The organism is Arthrobacter sp. NPDC055585 (assembly GCF_053619115.1).
On sequence record NZ_JBSHIT010000001.1, the window covers coordinates 606909 to 619552 of the forward strand.

General features: G+C 66.6%; 12 protein-coding genes. 6 read left to right on the forward strand and 6 right to left on the reverse strand.

Annotated features, from left to right (window positions below; genetic code table 11):
• Positions 1–2 precede the first annotated feature (2 nt).
• From ACWGQ2_RS02595 to ACWGQ2_RS02615, 5 genes are read right to left on the reverse strand one after another with little or no spacing between them, the layout of a single operon-like run.
• On the reverse strand, positions 3–707 hold the full coding sequence (locus ACWGQ2_RS02595; RefSeq protein WP_452014025.1) for an ABC transporter ATP-binding protein: 705 nt from the start codon (positions 705–707) through the stop codon (positions 3–5).
• A complete protein-coding gene (locus ACWGQ2_RS02600; RefSeq protein ID WP_452014027.1) occupies positions 704–1423 on the reverse strand; it encodes an ABC transporter ATP-binding protein in 720 nt (239 codons plus the stop codon). Before ACWGQ2_RS02600 ends, ACWGQ2_RS02595 begins: the two co-directional genes overlap by 4 nt.
• Positions 1420–2469: a branched-chain amino acid ABC transporter permease gene (locus tag ACWGQ2_RS02605; RefSeq protein WP_452014029.1), complete on the reverse strand. Its 1050-nt coding sequence runs from the start codon at positions 2467–2469 to the stop codon at positions 1420–1422. Before ACWGQ2_RS02605 ends, ACWGQ2_RS02600 begins: the two co-directional genes overlap by 4 nt.
• Positions 2466–3476 carry a branched-chain amino acid ABC transporter permease gene (locus ACWGQ2_RS02610; RefSeq protein ID WP_452014031.1) on the reverse strand — a complete coding sequence of 337 codons (1011 nt, stop codon included), beginning with the start codon at positions 3474–3476 and terminating at the stop codon, positions 2466–2468. The genes ACWGQ2_RS02605 and ACWGQ2_RS02610 overlap by 4 nt, the downstream gene beginning before the upstream one ends.
• 14 nt (positions 3477–3490) lie before the next feature.
• The gene (locus ACWGQ2_RS02615; RefSeq protein ID WP_452014033.1) at positions 3491–4723 is read right to left on the reverse strand and encodes an ABC transporter substrate-binding protein; all 1233 of its coding nucleotides are present in this window, start codon (positions 4721–4723) and stop codon (positions 3491–3493) included.
• Between the two features lie 225 nt (positions 4724–4948).
• Here ACWGQ2_RS02615 and ACWGQ2_RS02620 point away from each other — a divergent pair, with 225 nt between their 5' ends.
• The 6 genes from ACWGQ2_RS02620 to ACWGQ2_RS02645 all read left to right on the forward strand — a co-directional run bounded on the left by ACWGQ2_RS02620 (position 4949) and on the right by ACWGQ2_RS02645 (position 11769).
• Complete coding sequence (locus ACWGQ2_RS02620; RefSeq protein ID WP_452014035.1) at positions 4949–5725, forward strand: IclR family transcriptional regulator; 777 nt, start codon at positions 4949–4951, stop codon at positions 5723–5725.
• A gap of 7 nt (positions 5726–5732) precedes the next feature.
• Positions 5733–6587 carry an HpcH/HpaI aldolase/citrate lyase family protein gene (locus tag ACWGQ2_RS02625; protein ID WP_452014037.1) on the forward strand — a complete coding sequence of 285 codons (855 nt, stop codon included), beginning with the start codon at positions 5733–5735 and terminating at the stop codon, positions 6585–6587.
• A gap of 108 nt (positions 6588–6695) precedes the next feature.
• Positions 6696–7454 (forward strand): LamB/YcsF family protein, encoded by a 759-nt coding sequence (locus tag ACWGQ2_RS02630; RefSeq protein WP_452014039.1) that lies wholly within the window; start codon positions 6696–6698, stop codon positions 7452–7454.
• Positions 7451–9289: a 5-oxoprolinase subunit B/C family protein gene (locus tag ACWGQ2_RS02635; protein ID WP_452014041.1), complete on the forward strand. Its 1839-nt coding sequence runs from the start codon at positions 7451–7453 to the stop codon at positions 9287–9289. The genes ACWGQ2_RS02630 and ACWGQ2_RS02635 overlap by 4 nt, the downstream gene beginning before the upstream one ends.
• A gap of 8 nt (positions 9290–9297) precedes the next feature.
• Positions 9298–11031, forward strand: coding sequence for an acetyl/propionyl/methylcrotonyl-CoA carboxylase subunit alpha (locus ACWGQ2_RS02640; RefSeq protein ID WP_452014500.1), 1734 nt, complete (start codon positions 9298–9300; stop codon positions 11029–11031).
• Positions 11032–11094: 63 nt separating this feature from the next.
• On the forward strand, positions 11095–11769 hold the full coding sequence (locus ACWGQ2_RS02645; protein ID WP_452014043.1) for a GntR family transcriptional regulator: 675 nt from the start codon (positions 11095–11097) through the stop codon (positions 11767–11769).
• Between the two features lie 26 nt (positions 11770–11795).
• Here the strand turns inward: ACWGQ2_RS02645 and ACWGQ2_RS02650 are convergent, their stop codons facing one another.
• Positions 11796–12620 (reverse strand): putative hydro-lyase, encoded by an 825-nt coding sequence (locus ACWGQ2_RS02650; RefSeq protein WP_452014045.1) that lies wholly within the window; start codon positions 12618–12620, stop codon positions 11796–11798.
• Positions 12621–12644 lie beyond the last annotated feature (24 nt).

Below are 12644 nucleotides of genomic sequence, written 5' to 3' on the forward strand. Positions count from 1 at the left end.
AATCACATGCCCAGATACGCTTTACGTACCTCCGGGCTGTCCCCGAGTTCGGCGCCGGTTCCTTCCAGGACAATCGAGCCGCTCTCCATCACGTAGGCGCGGTCGGAGATAGCCAGGGCCTGGGACGCGTTCTGCTCCACGATCAGGACGGTGACGCCGGTGGCCCGGATCCGGGTAATGGCATCCAGTACCTGCGCCACGAGGTTCGGTGCCAGCCCGATGGACGGTTCATCCAGGGTGAGGACGGCTGGCCGGGCCATCAGCGCACGGCCGATCGCGAGCATCTGCTGCTGGCCGCCGGACATGGTGTCCGCCCGCTGGGCCCGCCGTTCCTTCAGAATCGGGAACAGGTCATAAACCTGCGCCAACGAGTCCGCGATGGAGGATTTCGGTTGCGTGTAGGCACCCATGGTGAGGTTCTCGTGGACCTGCAGGTTGCCGAACAGCGCACGGTCCTGGGAAACATGCACCAGTCCCCCGCGCACAATCTGGTCTGCTCGGCGGTTGCCGGCCGGTTCGCCGCGGAAACGGATGCTTCCCCGGGATACCGGGATCAGTCCGGCCACGGCGCGGAGCATGGTGGTTTTCCCGGCACCGTTGGCGCCGATCACCGAGACGATCTCCCCCTCGTTTACCTCCAGGGACAGGTTGTGGAGGATTTCCAGCCGCCGGTAGCCGGCGCATACGTCGTCCAGTTCCAGGATCACGAGTAGTCCTCCCCAAGGTAGGCGTCGATGACCTGCTGGTCGGCAATGACTTCCTCCGGCTCGCCGAGGGCGAGCTGGCGGCCTTCGTGCATCACCAGCAGGCGCTGGGACAGCGCCATGACGGCCGCCATGATGTGTTCCACGAACATCACGGTCACGCCCTCGGCGTGGATGCTGCGCAGCAGTTCGATGATGGGGGCGCGTTCGGTAGGAACCAGCCCTGCCAGCACCTCGTCCAGCAGGATCATCCGTGGTTCCAGGGCCAGGGCGCGGGCCAGTTCCAGCCGCTTTAGTCCAGCGGTGGGCAGGGTCCCGGACATCGAATACATGTACTTGCCCAGTCCCACCCGTTCAATCACCTCCGCAGCATGCGCCCGGGCCTTCAGGGGGGAACGGTGCCTGGCGTGGGAAGCGATCGCCACGTTCTCCAGCACAGTCATGCTTTCGAACGGACGCATCAGCTGGAACGTGCGGACCAGTCCAGCGGCGGCCACCCGGTCTGCTGGCCAGCCGGTGATGTCCGTCCCGTCGAAGACGATGCGTCCCGTGGAGGGAGGCAGCTGGCCGGCAAGGACACTGAAGAGTGTGGTTTTACCGGCCCCGTTGGGTCCGATGATGCCGAAGAACTCGTTCTCGGTGATGCCCAGACTGGTTTCGCCCAGCGCCTTCAGCCCACCGAAGGACCGGGACACTTCTTCCAGGGTCAGGAGGCTCATTTGCGCAACCTTTCGCGGATGGTGCCATAAATGCCCTTAGGCAGGAAAATCACAATCACGATCAGCAGGACGGCGTAGACCGCCACATCCAGACCGCTGGTTCCCTGCAGGAACTCAAGGAAAGGCGGAGGGTTCCGCAGCACTTCGGCGACAATTTCGGACAGAGGGCCCACCACGGCGGCTCCGATCAGCGGGCCCCAGATGGTTCCGACGCCGCCAATCACCGCCGGGATGATCGCCTCGGTTGTGACGTGCAGGCCGAAGGCCTGTTCCGGGCCGACGAACAGGAAGTACTGGGCATAATAGGAGCCGGCAACGGCAGTGATGGCGCAGCTCAGGGCAACCGTGAGGAGGCGGTACTTCATGACCTTTACCCCGAGGGATTCTGCTGCTGTGGCATCATCCCGGATGGCCTGGGTGAACTGCCCTGCGCGGGAACCCGCGAACCAGATAGTCACCGCCATCGCCAGGCCCAGGATCCCCAGCGGAATCCAGAAGTAGAGCTTGGAATCCTGGTCAAACTGCAGCATCGCCCAGGATTCCTCCGGCAGCAGCGGAACGTTGATGCCGTCGGTCTTGTTCAGGAAACCCAGGTTCTGGCTGAGCAGGTAGAACATCTGCGCGAAGGCGAAGGTCGCCAGGGCGAAGTAGGAGCCGGCAAGCTTGTAGCGCAGGCAGAAATACGCGATCAGCAGCCCGACGCCTGCGGCCATGACGGCCCCGATGACCATGGAGATCCACGGGGAGACCCCGAACGCGGTCAGCAGATAGGCGTCGGTGTAGGCGCCGAGTCCGAAGAACACCGCATGCCCGAAGCTGAACATTCCGCCGTAGCCGCTCATGAGGTTCCAGCCCACGGCCATAATCGCGAAGATCAGTGTGCGTACCGCTACCGGGACAGCGGATTCGGGCAGGATATACGGGACGAAAAACAGTGCAGCCAGCACGATGACCAGCGCGATGTACTGCCGCCGTGTCCCGGTGCTGAACGCACCGGCCCGGCGAGGGAGTGCAGGTGCGGGGCTGGAGGCTTTGGTGGTGGTCATTGCTTGGCTCCGAACAGTCCCTGGGGACGCAGAAAGAGAATGAGGACGAAGATCCCGAAGACGAGGATCAGCGAGCCGCTGCCGGGCAGGTAGAGGGAACCGACCGTCTGCAGGATGCCAATGAACAGGCCGCCCACGAGTGCTCCGGGAATGCTGCCGAGACCGCCGAGCACCACGATCACGAAGGCCAACGTGGTGAACTGTTCTCCGGCCGACGGGACCAGCGTGGTGAAGGGCGTGATCAGTCCGCCGGCTACGGCCACGGAGGCCGCGCCCAGGCCGAACGTCAGCGCGTAGATACGGCGCACGTTGACGCCCACCAGTGCCGCGCCGGTGCCGTTGGCGGCGACGGCGCGGATGGCCAGGCCCATGGAGGTGCGGCGCAGGACCAAGGTGAGCGCTGCGGCAACCACCATGGCGCCGGCGAACGCGATGATCCGCTGGATGTCTGCCTGAGCGCCCAAGATCTGGATGTTCCCGCTGATCCCGGCGTCCACACTCTTGGGCCTGCCGCCGAAGATCATGAGCAGCACGTTCATGATCAGCAGGGACAGTCCCAGGGTGACCAGCAGGGGACGCTCATGGCTGACGTCCTCCGTAAGCCTATTCAGCAGCATCGACTGCACCAGCCAGCCAAAGCCGAACAACAGCGGGATGGTCAGCACCACAGCCACGTAGAGATTGATCCCGAGGTTTCCCTGCAGGACGTAGACCAGGTACATGGCAAGGGTAAGCATGGCGCCCTGGGCGAAGTTCACGATGCCCAGCACACCGAAGATGAGGGTCAGTCCCAGGGAGACCAGGGCGTACACCCCGCCGAGCAGCAGCCCGGAGACCAGATACTGGGTTACCAGGGCCGGAGGCCGGTCCCCCACCAGATAGACCAGCACCAGGCCGGCGACGGTCAGACCGGCCACGAGCAGTGCCTTGCGGGAGCTGCCGGACATGAGCGGGTTTGGCCGCTTGGCCGGGACTGCCGTGTCCGGGGAAGCGTGGGATGTAGCCATGGTGCCTGCTTCGCTCACTTGCCGCTGCCGGCAGGGAAGACGAGGTCAGCCGTGGCGAACTCGGTGGGGAAGACCTGCTCCACCTTGCCGTCGAGGACCTGCATCACGATCACGGTGGCGTTGACGTTCTGGCCGCGCTCATCGAATTCGATTGGGCCGTCAAAGGCCAGCAGCGGATCGTCCAGGCTCAGCCCGGCGATTGCTTCCCGCAGCTCCTCGGGGTCATCGGAACCGCTGGCTTCCAGCCCCTTGGCGATGGTTTCCACCGCCTGGTAGGACAGCATCGACGCGGTCTCCATCGGCTTTCCGTATTTTTCCTCGAACCGCTCACGGATGTCTGCAGCGCGCTCGCTGGTGGCGTTGTAGTGGTAGTTCGCGCTCAGCACCTCCGTGCCGGCGTCGCCCGCTGCTTCAGGGAAGGACGTGTCATCGAAGGCACCGCTGGCGATTCCGAACACGGCCTTGGTGTCATTGCTCATGGAGCCAAGCGCCTGTGCCACCAGCAGGTTGTCCGGGTAGTAGCCGGTGACGGCGATGATGTCCGGGTTGGTGGCCAGTGCCTCACTCACCTGGGTGGTGGCGTCGGAGAAGTTGGCCCCGCTGTAGGTGATCTCCTTGGTGATCTCGATGCCCAGGGTCTCGGCCTCGCGTTGGAAAGCGTCAAAGACGCTGTCTCCGAATGCGCCTTCGATGTGGATGTAGGCAGCAGAGTCGATCGGCTCTCCAGTCTCCTCCCCCATCGCGGCCAGGGCCTGGGCTCCGGACCGGCCCATGCTGCTGGCGTCAGGCTGGATGCGGAAGGTGTACTGGTAGTCCTGCTCCAGGATCTTGTCATCCACGGCGACGTCGATGACCAGGGGAACCTTGGAACGCTCGGCTACGGAGGCAACGTTCTGGGTGACGTCCGACTGATAGGTCCCCACCAGGGCGACGGCGCCCTCGCTGATCAGCCGCTGGGCTTCGCTCTGGCCCACCTGGGCCTGGCCCTGGCTATCGCCGTCGGCGAGCACCAGCTGCGCACCGCCCAGGGACTCGATTCCACCGGCGGCGTTGATGTCTTCGACGGCCATCTTGGCGCCGTCGTTCATGAGTCCGCCGACCCCCGCGAGATTGCCGCTGAGCGGGTGGACGGACCCGATGGTGATGGTTTCCACGTCTGCCTCAGTGCCGGAGTTCTCCGAGGAGCACGCCGTGAGCGCCACCATACCTACGGTGAGGACTACTGCGGCCAAAGTTCTCTTGTTCATTGGGGTGGTTCCCTTCGCTCGGACGGTGAGGGGTTCCGTCCAGCGGAACGGTTGTGTGGTTCGCTGTTCCGCTGGTCGGACCGAAAATCATGGGACTAGGTGCAGGTTTTGACCCATTCTGCATGGATGTGACGTGGATTACCAGCAAAACGATGAAATTAATTTGATAGAAACATTCCGCTCAGAGGAACACTCACATAGAGTGTGTTCCGGAAAGGACTACACATGCCCGTAAAAAACGCCGTTGAGCAGCCCAGCACCTCAGGAGGAACCGAAGCCGCCGACCGAGTGGCTGATGTGCTTCTGCTGTTCAGCCGGGCCGAGGCCCCCCTAGGCGTGTCACACATCGCCCGCTCCCTGGGCCTGAGCAAGGCCGTAATCCACCGCATCCTGCAGTCACTGAGCTCCCGGGGGCTCCTATCCACCACCGACGCCAGCGGCACCTATTCCCTGGGACCTGCTGCGATCGGCATGGGTAATCGGGCCTGGAGCCAGCTCGATTTCCGCACTGTGGCCGCACCTGTCCTCCGACAGCTGAGGGACGCCACCCGGGAGACGATCACCCTCTCCGTGCTGGCTAACCACTCCCGCATTTACCTGGACCAGTTCGAGTCCCCGCAGGAAATCAAAATGGTGGTGGACATTGGTGTACGGCACGCCCTGCATTCAGGGGCTTCCAGCCGCGCCATGATCGCGTTTCTTCCAGACGTGTATGTTCAGGAAGCGGCCGCGGAGCTGGCACGGCTGAAACCCGATTTCAACGAGGATGCCTACCGGGAACAGCTGGCCGGAGTCAGGGTCAACGGATATGCCACCTCGTTCAATGAACGCAATATCGGTGCTGCCTCGGTTGCCTGCCCGTTCTTCGACCGGGCCGGGAACGTCTTGGGCGCTATCAGCTGCTGCGGCCCGATCTTCCGGTTCACCGAGAAGGAAATCGCTACCCATGCAACGAAGGTCCTGGCTGCTGCGCGGCAGATCACGGACCTCCTAGCGAGGTAGGGCCGCCATGACTCCCCAGCCCGCTCTGCCCCGCTCCTTCCTCTATGTGCCGGGCAACCAGCCCGGTTTGTTCCCCAAGGCAGCCGCAGGAGCCGCGGATGCAGTGATCCTCGATCTGGAGGACGCAGTGCCTGCGGCGGAGAAGGAGTCCGCACGCTCCGCCGTCGGCCGCTGGCTCGCAGCGGAAGACGCAGCGGCCGGTCCGCAGTGGTGGGTCCGCGCAGCGCCTGAGAATCTTGAGCAGGACCTCACCTCCGTCGCTTCGGAGCACCTGAGCGGGGTCGTCCTGGCCAAGTGCAGTACCGCGGGGCTTCAGCATGCCGAAGAGCTGGTCCGCAAACTCGAGGACGCCGGGCGGCTGATTCCGGGGGCAGTTCGCCTCATCGGACTGCTTGAAGATGCCGGCGCATTGCTGGAAGCCGAAGCGATTCCGCAGCTTGGCCGGCTGGCCACGTACGGAATCGGCGAGGTCGATCTGCTGGCTGATCTGCGCATCGCCCGGCTCCCGGAAACCGATGGTGCCATCGATTCCCTGCGCACCCGTGTGGTGGTTGCCTGCGCGGCGGCAGGATTGGCCGCCCCTTTGGCTCCCACTTCCACGGACTTCCGGGATCTCGAGGCCTTTGAACACAGCGCGGTGCACCTGCGCAGCCTCGGGTTCCGCTCCCGTACCGCCATCCATCCCGGCCAGGTGCCAGTCATCAACTCCGTCTTCACCCCTGACGAAACGGACATTCAAGCCGCCCGGGAACTGCTGGAGCGTTTCACCGGAGCGGGCAGCGGTGTGGCAGTGGACGCCGAGGGCAGGTTCATCGATGCCGCGGTGGTCCGGGCCGCGCAGGAAACCCTGGACCGCGCCTAGCGCCAGCGGAGCCCCGGTCCCGCAACAATCAGCCTCAGATTGTTGAACAATCGAGCGTGATCGCGCACACTTGGAGGACCCCGTTCCCGAGGCACCAAAGGACTTGCCATGCCGATCATTGACCTGAACAGCGACGTCGGCGAATCGTTCGGCAACTGGGAAATGGGTGACGACGCCGCCGTCTTCGAGTCCGTTTCCTCCGCCAACGTTGCCTGCGGCTTCCACGCCGGCGACCCCTCCGTCATCGCTCAGACCTGCCGCGACGCCGTGGCAGCCGGCGTCACCATCGGCGCGCACGTGGGCTACCGGGACCTGGCCGGCTTCGGCCGCCGCTTCCTGGACTGCTCCCCCACGGAACTGGCCGACGACGTGCTCTACCAGCTCGGTGCCCTGCAGGCCCTGGCCCAGCACGCCGGCGCGGACATCCAGTACGTCAAGCCGCACGGCGCGCTCTACAACACGATCGTCCACCACGAACACCATGCCCAGGCCGTGGTTGACGCTGTGCGCGCCTTCAACAAGGAGCTGCCGGTCCTGCTGCTGCCCGGCGCAATCGCCCTGGACAAGGCCGCGGACGCCGGCCTGCGCGGCGTCGCGGAAGCCTTCGCGGACCGCAACTACAACCCGGACGGAACCCTGGTTTCCCGCCGCGAGCAGGGCGCCGTCATTCACGACGCGGACCAGGTCACGGCCAACATGATCCGGCTCGCCACCGAAGGCACGATCATCGCGGTGGACGGTTCCGAGATTCCGATGAACGCCGAATCCATCTGCGTCCACGGTGACACTCCGGGAGCCGTCGCGATGGCCCGCGCCGTGCGTGCCGGTCTGGAAGAAGCCGGCGTCACCATCCAGAGCTTCGTATGAGCGGCATGCACGCCGCAGATGCACCCGCCGGGACACTCACCGGCATCCGGCCGGCCGGCACCCGCGCCCTCCTCGTGGAACTCGGCTCGCTGACCGACGTCGTCGCCCTGCACACACAGCTCAAAGCGCATCCGCTTCCCGGCCAGGTGGACGCCCTCGCGGCAGCCACCACCGTCCTGGTGCGGTTCGCCAGCCGACGCGACGCCGTTGCCGGCCTGCCGGCGCTGCAGGCCTTGGACTTCGCCCACGCCGATTTCGGCGAACCGCGCACCGTGACCATCGAAACGGTGTACGACGGCGCCGACCTCGCCGAGGTAGCCCGCCTCACCGGCCTCTCCGAGGAAGCCGTGGTCAATGCCCACACCGGCACACCCTGGACCGGCGGCTTCGGCGGTTTTGCACCCGGTTTCACGTACCTCACCGGCGGCGATCCGGCGCTGAACGTCCCCCGCCGTTCCAGCCCCCGCACCGCCGTTCCCCCGGGTGCTGTGGCCCTGGCCGGGGACTACTCTGCGGTCTATCCCCGCGAATCCCCCGGCGGCTGGCAGCTCATCGGCCGTACCGCTGCCGCCATGTGGGACCTCAACCGTGAAAACCCTGCCTTGATCCTCCCCGGTGACTCTGTCACCTTCCACCCTGTCCGAGAATTCATCACCGCGACCATTCCCTCCCCCTCAACTTCAGGTGCTGAGGCCCTGGGCGATTCAGCGAGCGGTAGCGGCGATTCCGTGAGCCCCGCATCGCCGAGCGAGGAACGAGCGAACAGCGAAGGCTCAGGGTTCCCTCTCCGAGCTTGCGAGGAGGAGGGCGGAGCCGCAGCGCTAAGGGGCGATGGAATCGCCGCTACCGCCCTCGAGATCAGAAACCCAGGCCTCCAGTCACTGATCCAAGACCTCGGCCGCCCCGGCTATGCGGACCTGGGCGTCTCCGCCGCCGGCGCCGCAGATCCCCGTGCAGCCCGTCAGGCTAACCGGCTGGTCGGCAATCCGGCCAATGCCGCCGTCATCGAGAATCTCCTGGGCGGACTGGAGCTCACCGCCTGCGGCGATGCCGTGCTGGCCCTGACCGGTGCCGAGCTGCCCGCGAGCATCACCGATCCCGCCGGGGAGCGCAGCCGGCCCGCCCCGCACGCCGCACCGTTCGCCCTGCTGGACGGGGAAACCCTGACCCTCGGTATTCCGGTCCGCGGTGTGCGTGCCTACCTCGCCGTCCGCGGCGGAGTGGATGTGGACCCGGTGCTCGGCAGCCGCAGCACCGACTCGATGAGCGGCATCGGTCCGGCACCGCTGGCCGCCGGGACTCTCCTCCCGGTTGCTCCGGCCGCCGGAAACCTGCACGTCGGGGAGCCTGAGCCCCCGGTCCTGGCCGCTGCGGGCAGCCCGGGCAGCCTGGGGAACGGAACCGAACCGGCCCTGCTCCGGATCACTGCCGGCCCCCGGCAGGACTGGTTCAGCAAGGATGCCGCCGCCGCGCTGGCCGCCCAGACCTGGCTCACCACCAGCGAATCGAACCGGATCGGCGTCCGGCTGGCACTGGATCCTGAGGATCCGCAGGCAAGCCCGCTGGCCCGCAGCCGCGACGGTGAACTGCCCAGCGAAGGCGTGGTTGCCGGGTCGCTGCAGGTGCCGCCGTCGGGCCTGCCCGTACTCTTCCTCGCCGACCATCCTGTGACCGGCGGCTACCCCGTGGCCGCCGTCGTGATCCCGGAAGACCTGCCGGTGGCCGCCCAGCTGCCGCCCGGACACCCCGTGAACTTTATGTTTGTTGACCCCGATACCCTCGCCCCGAACACCGCGGAGCCAGCGGCCGGACTGTTTCCCGAAGGAACCGAATGAACACCCGCATGAAAAAGGTCCTGATCGCCAACCGCGGCGAGATTGCCGTCCGCGTGGCCCGCGCCTGCGCCGACGCCGGCATCTCCTCCGCCGCCGTGTACTCGGACCCCGACGCCGATGCGCTGCACGTACGCCTGGCCGACGAAGCGTATCCGCTCGGCGGTGCCTCCGGAGCCGACACCTACCTGAACATTCCCAAGCTGATCGACGCCGCCCGGCGCGCCGGTGCTGACGCCGTGCACCCCGGCTACGGGTTCCTTTCCGAGAACGCAGACTTTGCGCAGGCGGTGCTCGACGCCGGACTCACCTGGATCGGCCCGTCCCCGCAGGCTATCCGCGACCTGGGCAACAAGGTCACGGCACGGGAGATCGCCGTCCGCGCCGGTGCACCGCTGGTACCCGGTACCGAAGGTCCGGCGGAAAGCGCCGAACAGGTTCGTGCCTTTGCCGAGGAACACGGCCTGCCGGTAGCCATCAAGGCGGCCTTCGGCGGCGGCGGGCGCGGCATGAAGATTGCCCGCCGGATGGAGGACGTGGAAGACGCCTTCGAATCCGCGGTCCGCGAGGCCGTCTCAGCGTTCGGCCGCGGCGAGTGCTTCGCCGAACGGTTCCTGGACAAGCCGCGGCACGTGGAAGCGCAGGTGCTGGCAGACACGCACGGCAACGTCGTCGTCGTCGGCACCCGTGACTGCTCCCTGCAGCGCCGGAACCAGAAGCTCGTGGAAGAAGCCCCGGCCCCCTTCCTCACCGACAAACAGCGCACCACTATCCATGAATCCGCCAAGGCCATCTGCCGGGAGGCCGGCTACACCGGTGCCGGAACCGTGGAATACCTGGTCTCCCCCGACGGACTGATCAGCTTCCTGGAGGTCAACACCCGGCTCCAGGTTGAACACCCGGTCACCGAAGAGACCGCCGGCGTGGACCTGGTCCGCGAGCAGTTCCGCATCGCCGACGGCCTGCCGCTGTCCATCACCGAGGATCCGGCCCCGCACGGGCACGCCTTCGAGTTCCGGCTCAACGCCGAGGACCCGGCCCGCGGGTTCCTGCCCGGTCCCGGACCGGTGGAAGCCTTCGAACCGCCCACCGGCCCCGGCATCCGGATGGACACCGGGGTGCGTTCCGGGTCCGTGGTGCCCAGCGAGTACGACTCGCTGATGGCCAAGCTGATCGTCTGGGGCGAGGACCGTCCGCAGGCCCTGCGCCGCGCGAAGGCTGCACTGGACGAGCTGGTGATCCGCGGTGTTCCCACCGTGGTACCGTTCCACCAGGCCGTGGTCCGCTCCGAGGCTTTCAACCGCGAGGGCGAGCTGGGCGTCTACACCACCTGGATCGAATCCGAGTTCGCTGAGCCGCTGGCAGCCTCCCCGCACATCGCCGCTGCGGCCGGCACCGCCCGCGAAACCATCACCGTGGACATTGACGGCCGCGCCGTCGCCGTCGGCCTGCCCGCCGCGCTGCTGAACGCGCTGCGTTCCGGAGGCAGCGGCACCGCTGAGACTGCCTCCGGCGCACCGGACACCGCCGACGCCGCCCGGCTGGCCTCGCCGATGGCCGGGAACCTGGTCAAGTGGCTCGCTGAAACCGGCGCAGACCTGGCCGAAGGAGATCCGGTTGCCGTGCTGGAAGCAATGAAGATGGAAACCACCGTCCGCGCCCACCGGGCCGGCAGCTTCACCCGGGCTTCACTGGAACCCGGTGCCGCCGTCGGCCGCGGGGATGCCCTGGGCGAGATTGGCTGAGGCCATGTGTAACAGGGCCGGCGGGTACACCGCCGGCCCTGTCCAAACCGCTAGGTTGGATGGATGCTTCTGAACCTGGACGAATACGCCGCCCAGCGTGCCTCACACGCCAACATCACGCTCTGGGCTGCGGAAGTGCTGCGTGGACAGATTGCCGCCGGAGCACTGCTGCCCGGCACCAAGCTCTCTGAACAGCAGCTCGCCGCGACCCTGAACATCTCGCGCAACACACTCCGCGAGGCCTTCACGGTCCTCAGCAGCGAGGGTGTTGTCAGCCGGTATCCGAACCGCGGGGTCTTCGTCGCGTCGCCGGGTGAGGATGCCGTGCGCCGGATCTACCAGGTACGCCGGATGCTGGAACCGGCAGCGGTCCTGTGGGGTCCTGAGCTGGACCTCGAGAGGCTGGACAGCGTGATTGCCGCCGCGCGGGAAGCGAAGTCCCTCGGGTCCGTGCCGCAGATGGCGGCCGCGAACCAGGCCTTCCATGAGGCGGTCATCGCCATGTCCGGCAGCTCCCAGCTGCAGGAGATGATGTCCCGGGTGCTGGCGGAGATGCGCCTGGTCTTTTACGCCATGCGCAGCGAACCGGATTTCCACTCACATTATGTGGAACAGAACGCGCGGCTCGTGGAACTGCTGCGCGGCGGGAAGCGGAAGAAGGCAGCGGACATGCTGCTCGGCTACCTCGACGCCGCCGAGGCCGAGCTGCTGGAACACCTGGCAGCGGACGGCCGGTAGCCGCCCGCCGCACAGGCCGGATTCCGCTAGGGCACCAGGTAGGCGCTGTCCCGGGCGTCAGTGATCAGCATGTGCCCCGGCGCGTGGCCGATGGCAAGGGACGGCTTCGACTCCATAACCGCGGCCTGCGGTGTGACCCCGCAGGCCCAGAACACCGGCACGTGGCCCGCCGGGATGTCCACCGGGTCGCCGAAGTCGGGCCGGCCCAGGTCCGTAATGCCGATCTCGGCCGGGTTGCCCACATGCACCGGAGCGCCGTGCACAGCCGGGTAGCGGGACGTGATCCGCACGGCGTCGGCCACCTGGGAGGCGGGCACCGGGCGCATTGAAACCACCAGCGGACCGGCCATGTCACCGGCCGGTTCACAGCGCACCGACGTGCGGTACATGGGCACGTTGGTGCCCTGGTCGATGTGCGCGATCCGGATGCCGCCCTCCTGCAGCGCAGCCTCGAAGGTGAAGCTGCAGCCCACAATGAACGTGACCAGGTCATCACGCCAGTAGGCGGTGATGTCCGTCGGATCCGCGGTCTTCTCCCCGTCCACGTACACCGTGTACCGGGGCACGTCAGTGCGGATGTCACCGCCGGCCAGCAGCGGACCGCTGGTCTCCCCGGCGTCGAGCACCCCCAGAATGGGGCAGGACTTGGGATTGCGCTGAGCAAAGAGCAGGACGTCGAAGGCCTGCGCCTTGGGCACAATGATCAGGTTCGCCTGCGCGTTTCCCGCGGACCAGCCCGCCGTCGGCGTCACCAGCCCGTTCCGGAACAGTTCCCGCGCCTGCGCCGGGGACAGCGCTGCGGGATCTGCGACGGCCGGATTGGCGGCAGCGGTTTCGTTGGGCTGGTCCATGGGATTGTCCTTCCGTGGTGGGTG

What these genes read in the sequence shown, in the direction of transcription:
- ACWGQ2_RS02600 (WP_452014027.1), bottom strand. Translation starts at nt 1,423, where the DNA reads ATGAGCCTCCTGACCCTGGAAGAAGTGTCCCGGTCCTTCGGTGGGCTG.
- ACWGQ2_RS02605 (WP_452014029.1), bottom strand. Translation starts at nt 2,469, where the DNA reads ATGACCACCACCAAAGCCTCCAGCCCCGCACCTGCACTCCCTCGCCGG.
- ACWGQ2_RS02610 (WP_452014031.1), bottom strand. Translation starts at nt 3,476, where the DNA reads ATGGCTACATCCCACGCTTCCCCGGACACGGCAGTCCCGGCCAAGCGG.
- ACWGQ2_RS02615 (WP_452014033.1), bottom strand. Translation starts at nt 4,723, where the DNA reads ATGAACAAGAGAACTTTGGCCGCAGTAGTCCTCACCGTAGGTATGGTG.
- ACWGQ2_RS02620 (WP_452014035.1), top strand. Translation starts at nt 4,949, where the DNA reads ATGCCCGTAAAAAACGCCGTTGAGCAGCCCAGCACCTCAGGAGGAACC.
- ACWGQ2_RS02625 (WP_452014037.1), top strand. Translation starts at nt 5,733, where the DNA reads ATGACTCCCCAGCCCGCTCTGCCCCGCTCCTTCCTCTATGTGCCGGGC.
- ACWGQ2_RS02630 (WP_452014039.1), top strand. Translation starts at nt 6,696, where the DNA reads ATGCCGATCATTGACCTGAACAGCGACGTCGGCGAATCGTTCGGCAAC.
- ACWGQ2_RS02635 (WP_452014041.1), top strand. Translation starts at nt 7,451, where the DNA reads ATGAGCGGCATGCACGCCGCAGATGCACCCGCCGGGACACTCACCGGC.
- ACWGQ2_RS02640 (WP_452014500.1), top strand. Translation starts at nt 9,298, where the DNA reads ATGAAAAAGGTCCTGATCGCCAACCGCGGCGAGATTGCCGTCCGCGTG.
- ACWGQ2_RS02645 (WP_452014043.1), top strand. Translation starts at nt 11,095, where the DNA reads ATGCTTCTGAACCTGGACGAATACGCCGCCCAGCGTGCCTCACACGCC.
- ACWGQ2_RS02650 (WP_452014045.1), bottom strand. Translation starts at nt 12,620, where the DNA reads ATGGACCAGCCCAACGAAACCGCTGCCGCCAATCCGGCCGTCGCAGAT.